Source organism: Rhizobium sp. BK456, from assembly GCF_014194045.1.
GTDB classification, from domain to species: domain Bacteria; phylum Pseudomonadota; class Alphaproteobacteria; order Rhizobiales; family Rhizobiaceae; genus Rhizobium; species Rhizobium redzepovicii.
The window spans coordinates 116,964-139,568 of record NZ_JACIAO010000013.1 but is presented as its reverse complement, the minus strand read 5'-3'; the positions used below and the strand labels follow the sequence as shown (position 1 = coordinate 139,568).

Annotated in this window: 21 protein-coding genes; 8 read left to right on the top strand and 13 right to left on the bottom strand. The window is 62.0% G+C overall.

The window, feature by feature from the left end; genetic code table 11:
* Positions 1-116: 116 nt before the first annotated feature.
* Positions 117-761, top strand: a complete 645-nt coding sequence (locus FHX03_RS29305; RefSeq protein ID WP_183856646.1) for a helix-turn-helix domain-containing protein — start codon at positions 117-119, stop codon at positions 759-761.
* 64 nt (positions 762-825) lie between these two features.
* Positions 826-1,185 (top strand): hypothetical protein, encoded by a 360-nt coding sequence (locus FHX03_RS29300; RefSeq protein WP_097628417.1) that lies wholly within the window; start codon positions 826-828, stop codon positions 1,183-1,185.
* A 25-nt stretch (positions 1,186-1,210) separates the two neighbouring features.
* On the opposite strand, the gene FHX03_RS29295 is transcribed toward FHX03_RS29300, so the two are convergent.
* Positions 1,211-3,151: a mechanosensitive ion channel family protein gene (locus FHX03_RS29295; RefSeq protein WP_183856644.1), complete on the bottom strand. Its 1,941-nt coding sequence runs from the start codon at positions 3,149-3,151 to the stop codon at positions 1,211-1,213.
* Positions 3,152-3,162: 11 nt separating this feature from the next.
* A complete protein-coding gene (locus FHX03_RS29290; RefSeq protein ID WP_183781752.1) occupies positions 3,163-4,374 on the bottom strand; it encodes an alpha/beta hydrolase in 1,212 nt (403 codons plus the stop codon).
* Between the two features lie 225 nt (positions 4,375-4,599).
* On the opposite strand from FHX03_RS29290, the gene FHX03_RS29285 reads away from it, so the two are divergent.
* On the top strand, positions 4,600-5,322 hold the full coding sequence (locus FHX03_RS29285; protein ID WP_183856642.1) for a YoaK family protein: 723 nt from the start codon (positions 4,600-4,602) through the stop codon (positions 5,320-5,322).
* A 67-nt stretch (positions 5,323-5,389) separates the two neighbouring features.
* Entirely contained in the window at positions 5,390-6,178 is a 789-nt protein-coding gene (locus FHX03_RS29280) for a YdcF family protein (RefSeq protein ID WP_183856641.1), read from the top strand.
* A 1-nt stretch (position 6,179) separates the two neighbouring features.
* Here the strand turns inward: FHX03_RS29280 and FHX03_RS29275 are convergent, their stop codons facing one another.
* Positions 6,180-6,653 (bottom strand): hypothetical protein, encoded by a 474-nt coding sequence (locus FHX03_RS29275; RefSeq protein ID WP_097628482.1) that lies wholly within the window; start codon positions 6,651-6,653, stop codon positions 6,180-6,182.
* A 175-nt stretch (positions 6,654-6,828) separates the two neighbouring features.
* Between FHX03_RS29275 and FHX03_RS29270 the strand changes: the two genes are divergently transcribed.
* Positions 6,829-7,464, top strand: a complete 636-nt coding sequence (locus FHX03_RS29270; protein WP_183856639.1) for a trimeric intracellular cation channel family protein — start codon at positions 6,829-6,831, stop codon at positions 7,462-7,464.
* An 8-nt stretch (positions 7,465-7,472) separates the two neighbouring features.
* Here FHX03_RS29270 and irrA read toward each other — a convergent pair whose 3' ends face one another.
* Positions 7,473-7,892: an iron response transcriptional regulator IrrA gene (gene irrA, locus FHX03_RS29265; RefSeq protein WP_003555773.1), complete on the bottom strand. Its 420-nt coding sequence runs from the start codon at positions 7,890-7,892 to the stop codon at positions 7,473-7,475.
* 300 nt (positions 7,893-8,192) lie between these two features.
* Between irrA and fabA the strand changes: the two genes are divergently transcribed.
* Genes fabA through fabI form a run of 3 tightly spaced genes read left to right on the top strand, consistent with a single transcriptional unit; the run spans position 8,193 to position 10,795 of the window.
* Positions 8,193-8,708, top strand: coding sequence for a 3-hydroxyacyl-[acyl-carrier-protein] dehydratase FabA (gene fabA / locus FHX03_RS29260; RefSeq protein WP_003589358.1), 516 nt, complete (start codon positions 8,193-8,195; stop codon positions 8,706-8,708).
* A gap of 43 nt (positions 8,709-8,751) precedes the next feature.
* Complete coding sequence (gene fabB / locus FHX03_RS29255; RefSeq protein ID WP_183856637.1) at positions 8,752-9,984, top strand: beta-ketoacyl-ACP synthase I; 1,233 nt, start codon at positions 8,752-8,754, stop codon at positions 9,982-9,984.
* A gap of 4 nt (positions 9,985-9,988) precedes the next feature.
* A complete protein-coding gene (gene fabI / locus FHX03_RS29250) occupies positions 9,989-10,795 on the top strand; it encodes an enoyl-ACP reductase FabI (protein ID WP_097628411.1) in 807 nt (268 codons plus the stop codon).
* Between the two features lie 95 nt (positions 10,796-10,890).
* Here the strand turns inward: fabI and FHX03_RS29245 are convergent, their stop codons facing one another.
* From FHX03_RS29245 to nusA, 9 genes are all read right to left on the bottom strand, one after another.
* Complete coding sequence (locus FHX03_RS29245; protein ID WP_183856635.1) at positions 10,891-11,907, bottom strand: class I SAM-dependent methyltransferase; 1,017 nt, start codon at positions 11,905-11,907, stop codon at positions 10,891-10,893.
* Positions 11,908-12,037: 130 nt separating this feature from the next.
* Entirely contained in the window at positions 12,038-14,176 is a 2,139-nt protein-coding gene (gene pnp / locus FHX03_RS29240) for a polyribonucleotide nucleotidyltransferase (protein WP_097628409.1), read from the bottom strand.
* 356 nt (positions 14,177-14,532) lie between these two features.
* A complete protein-coding gene (gene rpsO, locus FHX03_RS29235) occupies positions 14,533-14,802 on the bottom strand; it encodes a 30S ribosomal protein S15 (RefSeq protein WP_025417456.1) in 270 nt (89 codons plus the stop codon).
* A gap of 153 nt (positions 14,803-14,955) precedes the next feature.
* Positions 14,956-15,807 (bottom strand): alpha/beta fold hydrolase, encoded by an 852-nt coding sequence (locus FHX03_RS29230; RefSeq protein ID WP_183856633.1) that lies wholly within the window; start codon positions 15,805-15,807, stop codon positions 14,956-14,958.
* A gap of 100 nt (positions 15,808-15,907) precedes the next feature.
* Positions 15,908-16,840: a tRNA pseudouridine(55) synthase TruB gene (truB, locus tag FHX03_RS29225; protein WP_183856631.1), complete on the bottom strand. Its 933-nt coding sequence runs from the start codon at positions 16,838-16,840 to the stop codon at positions 15,908-15,910.
* 13 nt (positions 16,841-16,853) lie between these two features.
* On the bottom strand, positions 16,854-17,258 hold the full coding sequence (rbfA, locus tag FHX03_RS29220) for a 30S ribosome-binding factor RbfA (RefSeq protein ID WP_183856629.1): 405 nt from the start codon (positions 17,256-17,258) through the stop codon (positions 16,854-16,856).
* Between the two features lie 161 nt (positions 17,259-17,419).
* Positions 17,420-20,164 (bottom strand): translation initiation factor IF-2, encoded by a 2,745-nt coding sequence (gene infB / locus FHX03_RS29215; RefSeq protein ID WP_183856627.1) that lies wholly within the window; start codon positions 20,162-20,164, stop codon positions 17,420-17,422.
* Positions 20,165-20,266: 102 nt separating this feature from the next.
* Entirely contained in the window at positions 20,267-20,962 is a 696-nt protein-coding gene (locus FHX03_RS29210) for an RNA-binding protein (RefSeq protein WP_179867163.1), read from the bottom strand.
* Positions 20,959-22,560, bottom strand: coding sequence for a transcription termination factor NusA (gene nusA, locus FHX03_RS29205; RefSeq protein WP_097628405.1), 1,602 nt, complete (start codon positions 22,558-22,560; stop codon positions 20,959-20,961). Before nusA ends, FHX03_RS29210 begins: the two co-directional genes overlap by 4 nt.
* Between the last annotated feature and the right edge of the window lie 45 nt (positions 22,561-22,605).

The window sequence follows — 22,605 nt, the reverse complement described above, 5'->3', positions numbered from 1 at the left end:
ATAGCTTTATACACTCTTCTGCGTCCGCGTGCTTCCGTAGCAATACGTAAGGGGTATCTCGAATACCGGGGCGCGCGAAGACTGCTTATGCTGGACGCGGATGGGGGACGACGCACATGTTTCAGGATAACGCGATCGGAAAATACACAACGGTGTCTGGCCACCGCAATGGATCCGTTTCCGCGACAGCCAAAGATCAGTCGATCAAACTCAGCGCCGATGAAACGATCTATAGCGAAGGGGAATACGCCCTCGCGATCTATCAGGTCGAAACGGGTGCCGTGCGAATTTACCGCCTGACAGCGAATGGCCACCGGCACATCTTATCCTTCTGCGGCAAGGGTGAATGGTTCGGGCTCGAAAACGGCAAGGTCCGAACCGATTTTGCGGAGGCCATCTGCGAAACGCGGGTGCGGCCGTTTCCCACCAATCAGGTCGCGGTCGTCCCCATCGATCTTTTGCACATTGCCCTGACCAATCTGGCAAAGGCGCAGTGCAAACAACTCATCATCAGCGAACAAAGCGCCTTGAAGCGCCTGGCGGCTTTCGTTCAGGAGATGGCTGACAGCCATCCGGAGGATTCGGAATTCGATATGATGATGTCTCGTAGCGATATCGCCGACTATCTCGGGCTGACGGTCGAAACGGTTGCCCGCTCTTTCACGAAGCTTCGGGAAAAACGCATCATTCGTCTTGCCGGCAAGTCGCAGCGGATCGTTCGGCTTCTCGACCGGGATGCGCTCGTCGCCTTGACGACTTAGCCGGTCGGCGTCCTTTGCGCGCCTCAGAACGCGGCGCCCCAGGTCACAACAGAGGGTTTGAAACATGACACATGCGCCCCGCCGCAAGTTAATCGGAATCACCAAAAGAGGACTTGCCGGCCTCGTCGTCGCCCCGGTTTTGGCGGCGGTTTTTCAACTGCCCACCATCCATGCCGAGGACGATCCTTTCTCTCAATTTCCGTTGGTTATCCATTGCAAGTACAACGAAACCTATCATGCCTTTTACATATCGCGGGTCTCGCGTGACGGCGTGGCGACCTATGTCGCATCCGACCGGATCGCCGGCACGATCACGCTCGGCGGACAGGCAAAAGCGATCGGTGGTGCCGGCGGTGGGAGCTGTGTCGGCAAAACGCTGGTGGAGCTTCGTGCATCGCATCAGGCCTATGATTTGAAGCCTTAGCGCTTCATCCGTCTTGCCGGCGAGGTCACTTTGCCGGCGCCGCCGTGTTTGCCGCCTGTTGCGCGCGGATCGCTTGCGCGGCCGCCGCCGCGGCGCCGCCACCCTTGTCGTCGCCGCCGACCTGCACCGTCGGCTGCGCGAATGCGATGCCGTTAGCCAGGAACACCTCGCGAATCCTGGCATAGGCCTTGCGGCGAATATAGGTCTGCATGCCCGGAACCGTGGTCATGGCGAAGCTCAGGACGATGCCGTAGTCGCCGAACTGCTCGACACCCTTCATCTTCAGCGGTTCGATGAAGTGCTGGCCGAGTTCCGGATCTTCGATCAGCTCAGCCCCGATTTTCTTGGTTAGCTTGCGCGCCTTGTCGATGTCGGTGTCGAAGCCGACGGTGATCCTGAACTTATCGATCACCCAGTCCCGGCTCATATTCTCGACAGCGCCCAATTCGCTGAACGGGACCGTGAACACCGGGCCGCGATGATGGCGCAGACGCACCGAGCGCAGGCTAAAACTCTCCACCGTTCCCTTGTAGTCCTTGGCCTGGATGTATTCGCCCACCCGGAAGGCATCGTCGAGCATGTAGAACACACCGTTGATGACGTCCTTGACGAGGGTCTGCGAGCCGAAACCGATAGCGACGCCGAAGATGCCCGCCCCGGCGATCAGCGGGCCGATCTGCACGCCGAGTTGCGCCAGCACAATCAGCCCCGCCATGACCGCAACTGCGACCGCGAGCGCATTGCGAAAGATCGGCAGAAGCGTGCGGAACCGTGCGCGCCGGGCGGCGTCGGCCGGCGCAAGCGATGTCGTGCTGGTCGATATGCGCAAGGTTCGGTCGATCCAGCCGCGAGCTGCCTGCCAGAGTAGGTCGGCAACCACGAGAATGAGAACGCTCTTCAGGCCGCCATAGAACAAGGCGACGATCATCGGGTCGCGCTGACCGAGCGTATCGGGATTGAGCTGCCAGACGAGCGCCAGCCATCCCACCGCAAGCGCGATAACAGCGGCGCGTGCGCCTCGGGCGATGAGGATACCGCGCAAGCTGCCGGGATCGCTGGTGAAGGATAGCGCGAACCGACCGACCGCATTCAGGATGCCGGGCAGTACCAGCGCGTAGATGCCGATCCAGAACAGGCCTCTCATATTGAGGCACCAGACGAGCCACAGCACGACCAGGAAGGCCGCTATCGCCGCTTTCCTGGCGCGGCTTCCCTCCCACACCGACCACACCGCCTCGATCGCAAGCAGCAGTCCGAGCACCGAGAAGCAGTAGGTGATGGCCTTGATGACGTCAGGGGAAACGCCAAGCGGCTCGCTTACGGCCGCGGTCGCGCCCGCAAAACAAACGAGGCCGAACAGGATCAATAGCCTCCGCCGCAGGGATGCTCCCATCGCCGCCGCAGACAGCAGTGCGGCCACCAATCGAAACAGGATGAAGGCCGAGAGATAGGCAAGCAGCGTCACGCGCGCGAGCGGCGGCCATTCCACCGCGAAAAAGACGATGCCCATCGCGCCCGCGAATATGCCGACCGGGATCAGCCGGCCGAGCAATGCATCGCGGCGCGCGGAAAATCTGCGATAGATCGCCTCGGCGGCAAGACCGAAAGCGACCAGGCCGCCGAATATGAGGAAAACGGGCGCATAGCCTCTGCTGGCGGCTTCGCTCCGGGCTCTCGTCGCCGCCGCCGTCACCTCAGCCGGGATTGCTGGGATTGCTGACAAAATCGCATGCACACGCGCCCGCGCGCCCGCCTCCCAGTTGGCCAAGGTCGAATTGCCCGCTGGCGTGGCGGGTGTCGCGGCCCCGCTTTCCTGCTTGCGGCTATCGAGCCAGGCTTTCACCTCGGGATCTTGCAACAGGCGCACGAGTTCGTCGATCTTCTGTTGCGGGGCCGCTGGCTGAGCCTGCGCCAAAGCACTCAGCGCGAAGAAAAAGGCGGCGGTGAAGGAAAGAAGCCATTTCAAGCTGGAACTCCTCACTGCGTCAGCGGCTGTTTTTTCAGGTCGCCGTCGAGCGTCTCGTCGGCGGGTCGTGGCGGTCTCTGGCGCGTAACCGGCTGCTCGATGATCGCAACCGGCGCCGCCACCGCGGTCGCGGCAACAGTGCCGATATTCGTCACCGTTCCGCCGACGACGGCCGTAATACCCTGGCCCAGCGTGACCTTGGAATCGGTCAGCGTCTGGCCGGTCATCAGGCGCTGGCCGATGAGCTGGACGATCTCGGGACTTTCGGCGAATTTGCCGTGGTTGAGCCTGTCGTTGGTCTTCACCTTCGTCAGGTCGATGGCCGTGATGCCGGCTTTCTCAAGCTTCGAACGGTAGGGCTCTTCCGCCGGATTGATCGCGCCGAGACGGGAAACGCGTCCGGTGATGAAGCTGGAGACGGCGAGAGCCTTGTCGTCCTGGGAAACGAAGATCGTGAATTTTGGACGCGGCTCGCCCATCTCTACATATTGTTTGGCGAAGACCTGGATGTCGATGTCGGGTGAGGCCAGGATGACATTGTGGATCTTCGAATTGACGTGGCCGTCGCGTATCCCCATCTGCCGCAGCGATTCCATGGCAAGCCAGGTCCCCATCGAGTGGGCCATGAGGGTGATGTCCTTGACGTCGGGGTCGGCTGCCAGCGTACGCAGCGCCTGCTCCAGTGCCGTGCGCGAGTAGTTGGTGCTTTCCTTGTCGTATTCGTAGGCGGTGATCTCCGCTCTCGACGGCCAGGTGAACAAGACAGGCGTCGCCTGCATCTTGCTGTCGTGCACGATCTGCGCCAGCCGGAAGACGGAATCTTCATAGGTGTTGTTGAAGCCGTGAATGAAGACGAGCGCATGCCCGCTGTGCACATGCTGCCGGAACCAGACACGGCCCTGCGCCACCGTGTCGATCTGCTGGACGTTGGTCACGGCAAAGTCGGTGGCAGGATCGGGCGGAAGGCGCTTCGGCCATTGCACGGTGCCGGCTTCGCGCTTTGCCGGGATGGAAATCGAAATCTGCGTCAGATGCGGCTTCGAACTGCGCTCGCCGTTGAACAGCGTCGCCGGGTTCCCGGAAGGCTCGCGCGTGGTCGCAACCAGCATGTCGACCCTTGATGTCGGCGGCATTGCCGACGAACTGGAAACCGGCGTCATCACGCCGCCCGGATGCCCGCAACTTGCCAGCAGAAGAAAAAGAGCCACGCCACGTCTTGCCATTCACACATCCAGCAGTCGCCCAAGGAGGCTTTCCGAGCCCTGGATACTAGCAGGCGGGGTATGGCGGCGCCTGTAGCATCACGTAATATCTGTGGCTTTCAAGCCGATCCGGCTCGTCGGCCAGCACATTTTCAGCCATTCCGATCCCCTTTGCCAATTCCTCAACGAAGAGGATGTATCTTTGCTGCCGGAATCGCAGCGATTCGGCTTCAGGATCCGCAACCCATGACCAGAGCAAGACGCCGCCGTCTCATCCGCACCCGACGCACCGCAACCGGGCTTGCCCTCGTCGGCGCCATCTCATTTCTGGCCGGCATGACCGACGCGACCGGTCTGCTGCTGACCGGCGATTTCGTCTCCTTCATGACCGGCAATACGACGCGGGCAGCACTCGCCTTGAGCCAAGGCAATCTCTATCACGCGGCGGTGCTGATCTCCGCCATCGGCGTTTTCGTGCTCGGCAATGCGGCGGGGATCGTCATCACCCATGTCTCCGAGCGTCGCATTTTCGTGGTGCTCGGCTGCGTCGCTCTCGTCCTGGCGCTCGCCTCGGTGACGACCGTGCAGGGCCTGCTGCTTGCACGCTTCTATATGATCGTTCTTGCCATGGGCATGGTGAATGCCGCCGTCGAACACATCGAAGGACTGCCGATCGGGCTGACTTATGTCACAGGCGCGCTGTCGCGCCTCGGCCGCGGCATCGGCCGCTGGATCATCGGAGACCGCCATATCGAATGGACGATCCAAATCGTGCCCTGGGGCGGCATGGTGCTCGGCGCGATCGCCGGCGCGGTGCTGACGCGGCAGACCGGCGCGCATGCGCTGTGGCTGGTCGCCATCTTTGCGATGGCGCTGGCGCTTGCCGCCATGTTCATTCCCCGGCCGCTTCAGCGGCGCTTCAACCAGAAGCCCGCGCCGCACCACTCGGCCATTGCACGCGGCAAATAGAAGCGTCGCATTCCTGTGACCCTCGAATCGGATAGGAAGCACCGTTGTCCGTCTCAAGGAGTAGGTCTTGTTCCTGATTTCGAAGCTTGTCTGGATTTTCGCTCAGCCGCTGTCGCTGGCATTCTTCCTCGTCTTCCTGGCCCTCATGGCCGGCCTTCTGCGCTGGCGTATCTTAAGTATCCTCGGTGCCGCGGCTTCGGCCCTCATCCTCTTCGTCACGCTCTACACCACGGCCGGCAACCTCATGATGCAGGGCCTTGAGCAGCGCTTCGCCAAGCCAGCCGGCGATCCGGAGAGCCTGCAATGCATGATTGTGCTCGGCGGCGCCTTCGAAAACGAGGTGAATACGGTACGCCACGGCATCGAATTCAACGGCGGCGCCGACCGCTTCGTCGAGGCCCTGCGGCTTGCGCAGAAATTTCCCGACTCGCGCATCCTGGTCTCGGGCGGCGACGGCTCCATCTCGGGCGTCTATGAAGGTGATGCGGCAGCATCCGAGCGCTTCTTCCCGCTCTTCGGCGTCGGCAGGGATCGGCTGATCGAGGAGACGCAGTCGCGCACCACTTTCGAAAACGCCGTCAATACCAAGGAATTCCTGGCGAGCCAGGGGCTTTCCAAGTGCCTGCTGATCACCTCGGGTTTCCATATGCCGCGCTCCGTCGGCATCTTTCGCAAGCTCGGTATCGATATCGTGCCCTGGCCGACCGATTATCGCACCGACGGTCAGGTCAGGCCGGGCCTGGATTTCACCCAGCCGAACCTCAATGCCCAGAACATGGCGACGGCGATCCGCGAATGGTACGGCCTGATCGGCTATTATCTCGCCGGCCGGACGTCGGAGCTGTATCCGCGCTGAGTTACTTTTTTGAAATGGTGACGAACTTCGTGCCGCGCACACGCGCGGTGACAATGCAGGGGTCACCTTCGGTGCGGTCGCAGAAACGCGGATGCATCTTCATTGCCAGCACCATGTTGCCGAAGCGCTGGACGAAGTCGTAGCCGTAGATCTGCGCCGTCGCGATCATGAAATAGCCGCCTTCAGCCACCTGCAGATAGAAATTATAGGTGCAGCCGTCGTCGTTGCATTGCGGCCCCTTCTGCCCGTCGCAGGTCAGCTGGCCCTCGTTGACTACGGCATCGATCAGCCCGTCATTGTTGATGTCCTGCCGAGTGACGAAGCCATCGGCGAATTCGGCCGCCTTGCATTGCTCCTGGAAATGTTTCTTCTCGTAGATCTCCGGATCGGAGATCAGCGATTGCTGACCGAAGGCCACAGCCGGCATGATGACCAGCAGGAGAATATTCAGAACGGCGAGCACCAGCGTTTTCACGGCTTTCCTCTTTTGGATAAGGCTCTGCAGCCCGACGCATGTCGCCCACAAAGTGTGCAGCGGTTCTTGGTCAACGACATGCATCAATAAAGACTTTATCTTTATGGCCCCACCGCCTTGCGCCGCCCTTGCCGCCGTGGTTTTTGGTGAAATATTCCGCCGTTCCGGGGTTCGCATGTCCTTGCTCGTCTATCTCGATTACGCCGGCATCGCGCTGTTTGCCGCGACGGGCGCGCTCGCCGCCTCGCGCAAGCAGCTGGACCTGATCGGTTTTCTGTTTTTCGCCATGGTGACGGGAACGGGCGGCGGCACCGTGCGCGATATCGTGCTCGGCCGCGTGCCGGTCTTCTGGGTGCTGAATCCGGCCTATATCCTGGTCTGCTGCATCGTGGGCGTCGTGGTTTTCTTCACCGCCCACCTCTTGGAATCACGCTATCGCCTGCTGATCTGGCTGGATGCGATCGGCCTTGCCGCCTATTGCGTGCTCGGCGCCGCCAAGGGGCTCGCCGCCACCGGCTCACCGACCATCGCGATCGTCACCGGCACGCTGACGGCAACCTTCGGCGGCATTCTGCGTGATCTGATGGCAAACGAGCCTTCGGTGCTGCTCAGGCCGGAGATTTACGTGACCGCGGCCCTTATCGGCGCCGGCGTGTTCACGCTCGCCAATGCGCTGGGAATGCCGCTCTATCTGGCGTCTGCCTGCGGTGTCGTGGCGGCCTTTGCGGTGCGCGGCGGCGCTCTGTGGTTCGGCTGGACTTTTCCGACCTACAGGCACAAGCCCGGCCGGCACCCTGACGATGTCATGTAACGCGGGCGTCAGCCCTGCTTCGCCCGCAGCCGGATTACCACGTCGACATGGGCGATCTCCATGCCTTCAGGCGGCTCTGGCAGATTGGCGATCGTCAGGTTGCTGACCGGAATGTCGAGCACCTCGTTCTCGCCTTCGACGAAGAAATGGTGGTGGTCAGAAACATTGGTGTCGAAATAGGTCTTGGCGCTCTCGACGGCGAGAACGCGGATGAGGCCGGCTTCGGTGAACTGATGCAGCGTGTTGTAGACGGTTGCCAGTGACACCGGCACGCCGGCGGCAACGGCCTCCTCATGCAGTTCCTCGACCGTCAAGTGCCGGTCGCCCTTGGCAAAGAGCAGGTCGCCGAGCGCGACGCGCTGGCGGGTAGGCCGCAGGCCTGCGCCGCGCAGCCTGACCTCAATGGCGATCGGGAGTGCACCCGTCATCAAAACCAACTCCGATTATTCCTGCATAATTCAATCATGTTTCTTCAAGCGGTATAACTTTTGCACAGGAGCCTTTCAATAGTTCAATGGGGACAAGAGCCTGATAAACGCCGCCAAAACCGGCTTTTAACGCAAATAGGTCTGGTCGCAGCCCTGGCCTTCCTGTATGCGACCACCAAATAATAGCGCAAGCTTGGTCCGGGACCATGGATGAAGCCGCCTTGCTCGTGCTTCATTTTCTGAAGAACTTGGACTACACGTTCACATCCATGGGCTCACGCGGGAGGGAAAAGAAACTTTATGACGACCAGACAGTCCAGCTTCTCGTACGACGAACTCATCGCCTGCGCACATGGCGAGCTGTTCGGACCCGGCAATGCGCAGCTTCCGCTGCCGCCCATGCTGATGGTTCACCGCATCACCGACATTTCCGAAACGGGCGGGACCTTCGACAAAGGGTATCTCAGGGCCGAATACGACGTACGCCCCGACGATTGGTATTTTCCCTGCCATTTCGAAGGCAATCCGATCATGCCGGGCTGCCTCGGCCTTGACGGCATGTGGCAGCTGACCGGCTTCTTCCTGGGCTGGCTCGGCGAGGAAGGCCGCGGCATGGCGCTGTCGACAGGCGAAGTGAAGTTCAAGGGCATGGTCCGTCCGCACACGAAGCTGATCGAATATGGCATCGACTTCAAGCGCGTCATGCGCGGCCGCCTGGTCCTCGGTACGGCCGATGGCTGGTTGAAGGCGGACGGCGAAACCATATATCAGGCGGCCGATCTTCGTGTCGGTCTCTCAAAAGACAAGACGGCCTGAACCGCATCTTAAGCGGCTCACGAAACAAAAAAGGTTTGATCAGATGAGACGGGTAGTTGTCACGGGTCTGGGTATCGTGTCCTCGATCGGAAACGACGCCGCCGAAGTCACCGAATCCTTGCGGCAGGCAAAGTCGGGTATCTCCTTCTCCAGCGATTTCGCAGAACACGGCTTCAAGTGCCAGGTTTGGGGCAGCCCCGCGCTCGGCGCTGCGGAGCTTGCCGAACTGGTCGATCGCCGCGCCATGCGCTTCCTGTCGCAGGGCGGCGCCTGGAACCATGTCGCCATGAAACAGGCACTTGCCGATTCCGGGCTGGAAGAGAAGGACTACGCTCAGAACGAGCGCACCGGCATTATCATGGGCTCTGGCGGCCCATCCACCCGCACACTGATCGAGGCGGCCGACATCACCGTCAAGAACAACAGCCCGAAGCGCATCGGCCCCTTCGCCGTGCCGAAGGCGATGTCCTCGACCGCATCTGCCACACTTGCCACCTGGTTCAAGATCCACGGCGTCAATTACTCGATCTCGTCAGCCTGCTCGACATCAGCGCATTGCATCGGCAACGCCGCCGAGATGATCCAGTGGGGCAAGCAGGACGTGATGTTTGCCGGCGGCCACGAAGATCTCGACTGGACGATGTCCAACCTCTTCGATGCCATGGGCGCCATGTCCTCCAAGTACAACGATACGCCGGACAGCGCCTCGCGCGCCTATGACGTCAACCGCGACGGTTTCGTCATCGCCGGCGGCGCCGGCGTGCTGGTGCTCGAGGAGCTGGAGCGCGCCAAGGCCCGCGGTGCGAAGATCTATGCCGAAATCGTCGGCTACGGCGCAACCTCGGACGGTTACGACATGGTCGCCCCCTCGGGCGAGGGCGCCATCCGCTGCATGCGCCAGGCGCTTGCATCAGTCAAAGGCGACGTCGACTACGTCAACACTCACGGCACCTCGACGCCGGTCGGCGACAGCAAGGAAATCGGCGCCATCCGTGAAGTGTTCGGCGCCAAGATCCCGCATATTCAGTCGACCAAGTCGCTGACCGGCCATTCGCTGGGTGCGGCCGGCGTGCAGGAATCGATCTATTCCCTGCTGATGATGCAGCACGGCTTCATCGGCGAAAGCGCCCACATCACCGAGCTCGATCCCGAATTCGAAGGCGTGCCGATCGTGCGCAAGCGTATCGACGATGCTAAGATCGATATCGCCCTCTCCAACTCCTTCGGCTTCGGCGGGACGAACGCCACGCTCGTCTTCCAGCGCTATAACGGATAATAAAATGACTGGAATCATGCAGGGTAAACGCGGCCTCATCATGGGCGTCGCAAACAACCACTCGATCGCCTGGGGAATTTCAAAAGCTCTTGCCGCACAGGGTGCGGAACTCGCCTTCACCTATCAGGGCGATGCGCTGGGCAAGCGCGTCAAGCCGCTTGCCGCCGAAGTCGGCTCCGATTTCGTGGTGCCCTGCGACGTCGAGGACATCGCCTCGGTCGACGCTTTGGTCGACGCGATCGAACAGCGCTGGGGCAAGCTGGATTTCATTGTCCACGCGATCGGTTTTTCCGACAAGAACGAGCTGAAGGGTCTCTACGCCGACACGACGCGCGAGAATTTCAGCCGCACCATGGTCATTTCCTGTTTCTCTTTCACCGAGATCGCCAAGCGCTGCGCGCCGTTAATGGAAGACGGCGGCGCGATGCTGACGCTGACCTATAACGGCTCGACGCGGGTCATCCCGAATTACAATGTCATGGGGGTCGCCAAGGCAGCGCTCGAAGCTTCGGTGCGTTATCTTGCCGCCGATTACGGCCCCCGCGGCATCCGCGTCAACGCTATATCGGCCGGCCCGATCCGCACGCTCGCCGGTGCCGGCATCTCAGATGCGCGCGCGATCCTCTCCTGGAACCAGCGTAACGCGCCGCTGCGCAAGACCGTCACCATCGACCAGGTCGGCAATTCGGCTCTCTACCTGCTTTCTGACCTTTCCGCCGGCGTCACCGGGGAAATCCACTTCGTCGACGCCGGTTTCAACGTTACCTCCATGCCGACGCTAGACACGCTGCGCAGGGCCGACGTCGAGTAGACACTCCCTTGATGTGAAACGTAAAGGCCGTGCGCAGATGATGCGCACGGCCTTTTTCTATCGATGGAATGCCCGGTAGCGAGGCAGGCTAAACTCTATTTCTTCGCCCACAGCACCTTGAAGCGGGCGTTGCGGCAGGTTTCGCCGCTTTCCCTGAAATTCGCCGCCAGAACCGGCTCGTAGGGCAGGCCGCGATTGGCGACCAGCATCAGACGGCCGCCGCCGCGTAGCGCAGATGCGGCGGTTTTGATCATTGCCTGGCCGAGCGCCGGCTCGGCTGCGTGGCCCTCATGGAAGGGCGGGTTCATGATGACGAGATCGTATTTGTCCTTGACCGGCTCGCCCGCCAGATCGTGCCAGAAGAAGCGCGCAGGCGCGTTCGGGCAGTTCTCCGCCAGATTGTCCCTAGCAGCCTCCAGAGCCGCGTGATCGGCCTCGTAGAGGTCGAGGCGGGTCAGTCCGCGCGACCTCTGTGCCAACTCGACGGAGAGATAACCCCATCCGGCGCCGAAATCCGCCACATCGCCGATAAAATCCTGCGGCAGGCGCGAGGCGAGCAGTTCCGACCCGGCATCGACCCGGTCATGTGAGAACATGCCGGCGGTGGCATTGAAACGGCCGTCGACGCGTACCGGCGCCTTTGCCAGCTTGGAGACGATCTCGTCGGCGTCGGCAGGGCGGCCGAACCAGAAGGCGACACCGTGATATTTCGGCATATGGTCGATGGCGAGGCCGAAACCTTCGAGGCGCTTGCGCAGCGGCTGGATGCCGTCTTCCTTGGCGCCGGCAACGACGATCAGGCCGCCGGCCCGCGTGCGAGCGATGGCGGCGGCAAGATTGGCCTCGTTCTCGCCCTTGTGCTTCGTGCAGAGCACCAAGGCAGCATCGTAGTCCTCGCCCTCGATCTCAGGCTTTGCTTCGATCCGCTGCGCCTGAAGCTGCCGGTAGAGCGGCCGGAAGCCCTGGACGGCGCTGAGCGTGGCGGCAAAACCTTCCGGCAGCGCAAAGCCTGCCTCGGCACCGAGGAAGAGCACGCGCTCGGCCTCGCCGGGCGCCGCGACCGTGCCGCTGGCAAAGGGATGGAACAGGGTCTTCAGCGTCTCGCGGCTCATGGGTCTCGTCTCGTTAAAGCATGTCGCGCAAAAGTGTCGAGCGGTTTCAAGGCCACGACATGCGCAAAACCAGGATGCAAAAAGGGCGCGGAAGATTCCCGCGCCCGGAGTGAAATCTGGGAGACGCGGCTTATTCGGCCGCTTCTTCCTTCTTCTTCTCGTTCGCGATCTCCTGGCCGGTGGCCTGGTCGACGACCTTCATCGACAGGCGAACCTTGCCGCGTTCGTCGAAGCCGAGCAGCTTGACCCAGACCTTGTCGCCTTCCTTGACGACGTCCTGCGTCTTGGCAACGCGCTCGGACGCCAGCTGCGAGATGTGGACGAGGCCGTCACGGGCGCCGAAGAAGTTGACGAAGGCGCCAAAGTCGGCGGTCTTGACAACAGTGCCTTCGTAGATCTGACCGATTTCAGGCTCGGCGACGATCGAGTGGATCCACTTGCGGGCCGCTTCGATCTCCTTGCCTGAGGAGGAGGCGATCTTGACGGTGCCGTCGTCCTCGATGTTGATCTTGGCGCCGGTCTTTTCGACGATTTCGCGGATGACCTTGCCGCCGGAGCCGATGACTTCGCGGATCTTGTCGACCGGGATGTTCATGACTTCGATGCGCGGAGCGAATTCGCCGAGCTGGCCGCGGCTTTCGGTAATGGCCTTCGCCATTTCGCCGAGAATGTGGGCACGACCGCCCTGGGCCTGGCCAAGGGCGACCTTCATGATCTCTTCGGTGATGCCGGCGATCTTGATGTCCATCTGCAGCGAGGTGATGCCGTCGGCAGTACCTGCAACCTTGAAGTCCATGTCGCCGAGGTGGTCTTCGTCACCGAGAATGTCGGAGAGGACGGCGAAGCGATCGCCTTCCAGGATCAGGCCCATGGCGATACCGGCAACCGGCTTTGCCAGCGGAACGCCTGCATCCATCAGGGCGAGCGAGGTGCCGCAGACGGTCGCCATCGAGGACGAGCCGTTCGACTCGGTGATCTCGGAGACGACGCGCAGCGTGTAGGGGAACTGCTCAGGCGTCGGCAGCATCGGACGGATGGCGCGCCATGCGAGCTTGCCGTGGCCGATTTCGCGGCGGCCCGGGGAGCCCATGCGGCCGGTTTCGCCAACCGAGTAGGGAGGGAAGTTGTAATGGAGCAGGAAGCGCTCCTTGTACATGCCCGTCAGGCTGTCGACATACTGTTCGTCTTCGCCGGTGCCGAGCGTGGCAACCACGATGGCCTGCGTTTCACCGCGGGTGAACAGTGCCGAACCATGGGTGCGCGGCAGAAGGCCGACTTCCGATACGATCGGACGAACGGTTTCGAGGTCGCGGCCGTCGATGCGGCTCTTGGTGTCGAGGATGTTCCAGCGGACGATTTTCGCCTGCAGGTGCTTGAAGATCGCGCCGACTTCTTCGGCCGTGTACTTGGCTTCGCCTTCCTCGGGCAGGAAGTGTGCCTTCACCTTGGCCTTGACGGCGTCGACGGCGGCGTAGCGGTCAGCCTTCTGAGTGATCTTGTAGGCTTGGCGAAGTTCAGCTTCGGCAAGGCCGAGCATCTCGGTTTCGAGAGCGGAATAGTCTTCCGGCTGGAAGTCGCGCGGCTCCTTGGCGGCCACTTCGGCGAGCTTGATGATCGCGTCAAGAACCGGCTGGAAGCCCTTATGGCCGAACATGACGGCGCCGAGCATGACTTCTTCGTTGAGTTCCTTGGCTTCGGATTCAACCATCAGCACGGCGTCGTAGGTGCCGGCGACGACGAGATCGAGGCTCGATTCGTCCATCTCGTCGAGATGCGGGTTGAGAACGTATTCGCCGTTGATGTAGCCGACACGCGCACCGCCCACCGGGCCCATGAAGGGAACGCCGGAGAGCGTCAGCGCTGCCGAGGTCGCGACCATGGACAGGATGTCCGGGTTGTTCTCGAGGTCATGCTGGATGACGGTAACGACGACCTGCGTGTCGTTCTTGTAACCTTCCGGGAAGAGCGGGCGGATCGGGCGGTCGATCAGGCGGGAGACGAGGGTCTCGTTCTCGCTCGGGCGCCCTTCGCGCTTGAAATAGCCGCCGGGGATCTTGCCGGCTGCGTAGGTCTTTTCCTGGTAGTTGACGGTGAGCGGAAAGAAGTCCTGGCCGGGCTTCGGCGCCTTGGCCGAGACGACGGTGGCGAGAACGACGGTTTCGCCGTAGGTGGCAAGAACGGCGCCGTCGGCCTGACGGGCGATCTTGCCGGTTTCGAGCTTCAGCGGGCGGCCGGCCCACTCGATTTCGACTGTGTGTGTATCAAACATGATTTGTCCTTCAATGCGGGAGCACGCGCCATCGCCGATACCAGGGCGCAGCGCACAGTCGACCGCAAATAATGTGACGTATCACGGGCAAGACAACGGGAGGCTTTTCATCCTCGGTTCCTCGACAAATCCGAGATCCCTTAGAAAACCAGGCCAAAGCTTTGAAGAAGCCTTGGCCGAAAGCATCCGGCAATCCTGCCCCATGACAGGTCAACGGTTGGTTTGGCAGAACCGGCCCATCCGGGTCCGCCGATCTTTCCACCGCTTCCAGATTGGGCGCGGCTGGAACATTTCATCGGGAACAGTGTCCCCAAACAGGATCCGGCGGGCGCTCGGAAAGCGCCCGCCGGACAATCTTAGCGGCGGATACCCAGGCTGGAGATCAGCTTGGAATAGCGGCCTTCATCCTTCTTCTTGAGATAATCAAGAAGCGAGCGGCGGCTCGAAACCATCGTCAACAGGCCACGGCGGGAGTGGTTATCCTTCTTGTGGTCCTTGAAGTGTTCGGTCAGGTTGTTGATGCGTTCGGTCAGGATCGCGACCTGGACTTCCGGAGAACCGGTATCGCCTTCGGCGGTTGCGTATTCCTTGATCAGCGCAGACTTGCGCTCAGCAGTGATCGACATCGGGTGATCCTTTCTAAGAGAGGAGATAAAGGTCGCCAAAAGCCGGGATGCCGTCCAGCTTTGGCCGTGAATGCGAGCAGGCGAACCTGACGCTGGCGCTGCCTATAAACCAATTAAGCAGCGATGGAAAGAGGGGAGCGCCCGCAGCGGTTTTCAGCGGCCCGCCATCGCCTCCCGGATCATCGCATTGTAACCTGCGGGATCCTGCAGCATGGCGAAATGGCTGGCCTCTTTCAGGATGACGAGCTTTGCGCCCGGAATTTCTTTCGCCATCATCTCGGTATGGTCGAGCTTCACGGCTTCATCGTGATCGCCGATGGCGAGCGTGACCGGTACCGTAATCTTTCCGAGATCCGCTGCCGTCCAGGTCGGCTGCGTCGCCCACATCTCGGAGATCTGGTCGACGAAGGCCTTGTACTCGTTCGGCGTCGGCGACAGCTTCCGGTACTGGTCGCCGGCGACGGCGATATAGTCGTTGAAGGTCTTGTTGCTCATGACGTCGGGCTTGACGCCGTCGGTCGTGACGTTGGCGGCCTGGGCAATGACGCGCGTCAGCTTTTCCGGATGGTTCATCGCCATGTCGATGCCGATGATGCCGCCGTCCGACCATCCCACCAGCGTCACCTTGCCGATCTTCAGATGGTCGAGAAGGGCTGCATAATCCGATGTCATCAGGTCGTAGCCGAAGGGCTTTTGGCTGCGCGTCGAGCGCCCATGCCCGCGGCTGTCGGCAACGATGACCAAGTGGTCTTTGGCGAATTCGGCGATCTGGTGACCCCAGACATCGGCATTGCCAAGCCCGCCATGGATGAAGAGCATCGGCTCGCCTTCACCATATTCGGCGTAATACATCTTGATGTCGTTCACTTCAGCCATGCCGCTGGTCGTCGGCACGGGCATCGCCGGAAAAGCCGGAAGCTCGGCCCAGCGCTCGCCGGATTGAGCGCCGGTAACGGTGAGAAACATCGAAAAGAACGTCAGCATGCCGATCGCGGTTGCGCGCATTATCATCCCCCTTGCCGGGCCGCCACGGCCCCTCGGGCCGTTATGGCCCGAAAGGAAGATATCGCATCGCTACCGCCTGACAATCGTCAGCTGCATAGGTTCAGGCAAAAACCCGCTTCGGGCGAAACTCGCCCTGGCCGATCTCGCCGATCGCGATCAGCCTGCCGCGGGCCGTCGCATAGGCTTCGCTTTCGGCAATCGGCGCATCGCGGCCGCGCACGAGGATCGGGTTGCCCATCTTCAGCCTGTGCGCCTGGTCGTCGTTGATGACGAGGTGGGGCAGGGCCGATAGCGCCTCGCAGGTGTCGATCAGCAGCGCGTCGAGGGCGGCAAGCCGCTCGTCCATGTCCTCGATCGCCTCCAGCGCCACGAGGTCCGCGAGCGGCACCATCGCTTCTTCCGCGAAGGGCGCGACGAAAGTGCGCCGCAGCCCGGACACATGGCCGTAACAGCCGAGCTCGCGGCCGAAATCGCGGGCAAGCGCCCTGACATAAGTGCCCTTGCCGCATTCCACTTCGAAATGCGCGCTATTCGCATCCGGGCAGGCGAGCAGGGTCAGCCGGAAGATATCGACTTCGCGCGAAGGGATTTCGACGGTTTCGCCTTCACGCGCCAGATCATAGGCGCGTTCACCCGATATCTTGATGGCGGAAAACTGCGGCGGCACCTGGCAGATGGTGCCGATGTAGCTGGGCAGGATATCGCGGATCTGTTGTTCGCTGGGACGGTTGTCCGAGCTTGCGGTCACCTCGCCTTCGAGATCGTCCGTTGCCCGCTCTTCGCCCCAGCTGACCGTGAATTCATAGATCTTGCGGCCGTCCATCACATAGGGAACGGTCTTCGTCGCATCGCCGAGCGCGATCGGCAGCATGCCGGAGGCGAGCGGATCGAGCGTGCCGGCATGACCGGCCTTCTGCGCCTTGTAGAGCCACTTGATCTTGGAAACGGCTTCCGTCGAGCCGAAATCCACCGGTTTGTCGAGGATCAGCCAGCCGGAAATCGGCCGGCCTTTGGGTTTGCGTGGTTTGGACATGCGTCTCTTCTGTTTATTGTTCGTCGTTATCGCCGTCGAGGTCGCGGCGCACCTCGGGCGAACGCAGCAGCTCGTCGATTTTCTTGTAGTTGTCGAAGCTGGTATCGTCGCGGAAGCGCACCTCCGGCATGTATTTCATCTGCCGAAGCTGCTGCCCGAGCCTGCCGCGGATATACCTCGCATGACGGTTCAACGCCTCGATGACCACGCGGTGGTCGGAAACGCCGAGCGGCGTCACATAGGCGGTGGCGATCTTCAGGTCGGGCGACATGCGCACTTCCGAGATCGCGATCACCGTCGCTTCGATGACATCGTCGCGCACTTCGCCGCGCTGCAGTACCTGGGTAATCGCGGCGCGGACCTGTTCGCCAACGCGCAGCATGCGCTGCGAAGGCGCGGAAGAAGTTGCTCTGGTCATTGTTATCTCTATTTGCCGATGCGGCTGGGAATCGAACCCGTCAAAGGAGAGCGTCAATGACTCCTTTGGCCGAAAAGGTCAAGCCGGCGGATGCCCGAAAGCCATCCGCCGGCTGGCGAATGGCTTTCGGAAAGCTGATGCTGCGCTTAAAGCGCGGCGGTTTAGAGCGTGCGCGTGATATGTTCGACGCGGAAGCACTCGATGACGTCGCCGGCGCGCATATCCTCGTAATTTTCGAAGGCCATGCCGCATTCCTGGCCCATCGGTACTTCGGAGACTTCGTCCTTGAAGCGCTTGAGGGTCTTGAGCTTGCCTTCGTGAACGACGACGTCGTTGCGGATGAGGCGGACGCCCGCACCGCGTTCGACCTTGCCTTCGACAACACGGCAGCCTGCGACCTTGCCGACCTTGGTGATGTTGAACACCTCGAGGATTTCGGCATTGCCGATGAAGGTTTCGCGCCGTTCCGGAGAGAGCAGGCCCGACATCGCTGCCTTCACATCATCCACCAGGTCGTAGATGATGTTGTAGTAGCGGATTTCGATGCCTTCGCGCTCGGCGAACTGGCGTGCCTGCGTATTGGCGCGAACGTTGAAGCCAATGATGGCCGCGTTCGACGCTTCGGCGAGCGAGATATCCGACTCGGTGATGCCGCCGGCGCCCGAATGGACGATGCGGGCGCGGACCTCATCGGTGCCGAGCTTTTCCAGTGCGCCGGCAATCGCTTCGATCGAGCCCTGCACGTCACCCTTGATAACCAGCGGGAACTCCTTGATGCCGGCGCTTTGGCGCTGCATCATCATCTGTTCCAGCGAACCGCGCTGTCCCGACTGGCGGGCAGCAGCCTTGTCGCGGGCCAGACGCTGACGATATTCGGAGATCTCGCGGGCGCGGCTTTCGCTTTCGACGACGGCGAACTTGTCGCCCGCCTGCGGCGTGCCGGAAAGACCGAGAACCTCGACCGGAGTCGCGGGACCCGCTTCCTTCACATGGTCACCCTTGTCGGTGACGAGGGCGCGCACGCGGCCCCAGACGTCGCCGGCGACGATGATCTGGCCCGGACGCAGCGTGCCCTTCTGGACGAGCACGGTCGCGACCGAACCGCGGCCACGATCGAGCTGGGCTTCGATGACGGTGCCTTCGGCAGTCCGGTTCGGGTTGGCCTTGAGATCGAGAATTTCCGCCTGCAGCAAGATCGCCTCAAGCAGCTTGTCGAGGTTCTTGCCGGTTTTGGCCGAAACTTCGACGTCGAGCACTTCACCGCCCATAGATTCCACGAAGACTTCGTGCTGCAGCAGCTGGTTGCGGACCTTCTGCGGATCGGCCTCGTGCTTGTCGACCTTGTTGATCGCAACGATGATCGGAACACCGGCCGCCTTGGCGTGGTTGATCGATTCGATCGTCTGCGGCATGACGCTGTCGTCGGCTGCAACGACCAGGATCGCGATGTCCGTCGCCTGGGCGCCGCGGGCACGCATGGCCGTAAAGGCGGCGTGGCCGGGAGTGTCGATGAAGGTGATCTTCTGACCGCTCTGCTCCACCTGATAGGCGCCGATATGCTGCGTGATGCCGCCGGCTTCGCCGGAGACCACGTTGGCATGGCGGATGGCGTCGAGCAGCGAGGTCTTGCCGTGGTCGACATGGCCCATGATGGTGACGACGGGCGGGCGCGAAACCAGTTCGCCATCCTCGTCGGAGACGTTGAAGATGCCGAGTTCGACGTCGGATTCCGACACGCGTCGGACCGTATGGCCGAATTCGCTGGCGATGAGTTCGGCAAGGTCGGCGTCGATGACGTCGCCCGGCTTCATCATCTGGCCTTCCTTCATCAGGTACTTGATGACGTCGACGGCGCGTTCGGACATACGCTGCGACAGTTCCTGAATGGTAATCGTCTCTGGCAGAACCACCTCGCGGGAGATCTTCTCGCGGGTTTCCTGCATCTGGCCGCGACGGAATTTCTCCTGCCGGCGGCGCATGGCCGAGAGCGAACGGCCGCGGGCATTATCCTCGCCGTCGACGTTGGCAGTGGAGATCGTCAGCTTGCCGCGACGGCGCTCTTCATCCGTCTTCGGACGTGTCGTGACCGGCTTTGCCGGTTCCGGACGAACGACGCGGCCACGAACCGGGCCGCCTCGCGCTGCACCCCGATCGTCGTCTTCCTTTTCGTCGCGGCGGCCGCGAACGGCGCCGGGGGCGACAGCACCCGTTGCCGGACGGGCAGCAGTTGCTGCTCCAGCCGCATCGGGCCGGCGCGCGGCAGGTGCCGAGGATGCCGGTTGCTGTGGCTGCGGGGCGTCGGCTGGAGCCGCTGCTGCGGCTGCCGGTTCAGCAACTGGAGCGGGCGCTTCAGCCTGCCGGATAGCTTCTTCGGCGGCCCTGCGGGCAGCTTCTTCGGCTTCGGCTGCCTTGCGGATCACCTCTTCGGCGGCCCTGCGCTTTTCTTCCTCGGCGCGGCGGATCGCATCCTGGGCGTCACGCGCTTGGGCGTCGGCAAGCGCCCGGCGGCGAGCGTCCATTTCCTCAGGCGACAGATGGTTAAGCACCACCGGCCGCGGACGGTCGTTCTGGCGCGGCGCCTGGTGGGACTGCTGCGGACGCTGGTTCGTCTGGCTGTTGTTGCCCTGCTGGATCCGCGGTGCCGGCGTCGGCTGCTGCGGGCGTGCCTGCACCGGCGCGGGCGCCGGTTCGGCTGCACGCACGGGAGCCACCGGAGCGACAGGTGTGATCGGCTTTTCGTCTTCCGGGCGCATCGGGCGCCGCTTGCGGGTCTCGACGACGACCGCCTTGGTGCGACCTCGACCCATATCCTGGCGAACGGTGCCCTGGCTCATCCCCGATGGTTTCAGGGTAAGCGTCTTTTTGCCCGTCACGCTGATTGTCTTGTCGTCGTTACTATCGGTCATTCGTTCCCGTTCCTTCGGACAGGGAGCGATGACTAGATCAGACCCTGTCGTTCAATACTTGTCGATCAATGAGAATGCGACCGGCCCATGCCGGTGACCGCCTCATTGTTTTTGCCGGCCAGCGCCGCCCGCTGCCCGGGACTGACCGCCAATACGGTACTGTTCGAGCATCTTTGCGCGCTTCACTACACCCTCACCCGCCTGCCCTGCAAGCACTGCGGCATGGATAAAAGCATTCTGGCCCATCAGGCCTTCCATTTCGCTCTCCGAGAAGAGACGGAAGGAAGGTATCTCCTCCTCGGTCTCCATTCCGAGGTGCCAGGCCTTGCGGGCCTGGTCGATTTTCCGGACGCCGTCATCCGCTGCATCAGTCGCATGGAACACCGCAAGGGCAGCCCCGCTCCTGACCGCGGCATCCACTTTCGAGGACCCGCTGACGAACTGGCCGGCTTTCCGCGCCATGTTCATCATCTGCATCAATTGCGCCGCAAGCAGCCGGTCGACGCCTGCGCCGAGATCGTCTGCCGCCTTCACGTCCATTTTCAGCGCGCGGGCGAAGAGTTTCTTCGCCACTGCCCTGTCGACCAGCGACCGGTCGATCTTCACCCAGCATCCGCGTCCCGGAAGCTCGCGCTTCAGATCGGCGACAACGGTTCCATCGGGAGCGGCAACGAAGCGGATCAGCTCTTCCGGCGATCCGCTTTCGCGCGTCACGATGCACATGCGTCCGTTCACGTCATAACCTGCAAGATCGTCGTCCTCGTCAGGGAGAGCGTCCGGCTCATGCGCGGTCATCATGCTTCTTGTTCGGCTTCGGCAACCTCTTCTTCGGTCCCCTTCGCCAGGTCTTCTTCGGTAATCCAGCCAGCCGACAGGCGGGCCTGGACGATCATCTGCTCGGCTTCGACGCGCGAGACGTCGAACTTCGAGAACAGGCCTTCGAACTTCTTCGTTTCGCCGTTCTTGCGTTCCGTCCAGCCGACGAGATCGTCGGCGGCACAGCCGGCAAAATCCTCGATCGTCTTGATGCCGTCTTCGCCGAGCGCCACCATCATCTGGGCGGTCATGCCGTCGATTTCGCGCAGCTCGTCCTGAACGCCGAGCGCCTTGCGCTTCTCGTCCATCTCGGCTTCGAGGCGCTCGAGGAACTCGCGGGCGCGCTGCTGGATTTCCTGCGCCGTCTCTTCGTCGAAACCGTCGATCGAGGAGATTTCGTCCAGATCGACATAAGCCAGTTCTTCGACCGCGGCAAAGCCCTCGGAGGCCAGAACCTGGCCGACCATTTCGTCGACGTCGAGCGAATCCATGAACAGGTTGGTGCGCTCGTTGAATTCCTTCTGGCGGCGTTCCGATTCCTCGGCCTCCGTCATGATGTCGATGTCCCAGCCGGTCAGCTGCGAAGCGAGGCGGACGTTCTGGCCGCGGCGGCCGATCGCAAGCGACAGCTGCTCGTCGGGAACGACGACTTCGATGCGCTCGGCATCCTCATCGAGAACAACCTTGGCGACTTCGGCCGGCTGCAGGGCGTTGACGACGAAGGTCGCTGGGTCCTGGCTCCACGGAATGATGTCGATCTTCTCGCCCTGAAGCTCGCCGACGACGGCCTGAACGCGCGAACCGCGCATACCGACGCAGGCGCCGACCGGATCGATCGAACTGTCGTTCGAGATCACGGCGATCTTGGCGCGCGAGCCCGGATCGCGGGCGACCGACTTCACCTGGATGATGCCGTCGTAGATCTCAGGCACTTCCATGGTGAACAGCTTCACCATGAACTGCGGATGCGTGCGCGACAGGAAGATCTGCGGGCCGCGCTGTTCGCGACGGACATCGTAGACATAGGCGCGGACGCGATCGCCATAACGGACGTTTTCGCGCGGGATCATTTCGTCGCGGCGGATGATGCCTTCGCCGCGGCCGAGATCGACGATGACGTTGCCGTATTCGACGCGCTTGACCGTGCCGTTGACGATTTCGCCGACGCGATCCTTGAATTCGTCGAACTGGCGGTCGCGCTCGGCTTCACGCACCTTCTGCACGATCACCTGCTTGGCGGATTGTGCGGCAATGCGGCCAAAATCCATCGGCGGCAGCGGATCGGCGATGAAATCGCCGAGTGCGGCGTCCGGGTTGCGGTCGCGGGCAAGCTCCAGCGGGATCTGCGTCGAATAATCCTCGGCCTTGTCGACGACTTCGAGCAGGCGCTGCAGACGGATTTCGCCGGTCTTCGGATTGATGTCGGCCCGGATGTTGGACTCGGTGCCGTAACGGGAGCGTGCCGCCTTTTGGATGGCGTCGGCCATTGCGGCCAGCACGATCTCGCGGTCGATGACCTTTTCGCGCGCCACTGCATCTGCGATCTGCAGAAGTTCGAGCCGGTTCGCACTGACTGCCATTGTCTTGTTTCTCCGTCTTAACCCCGGGGTTCCCGTCCCTGGAGC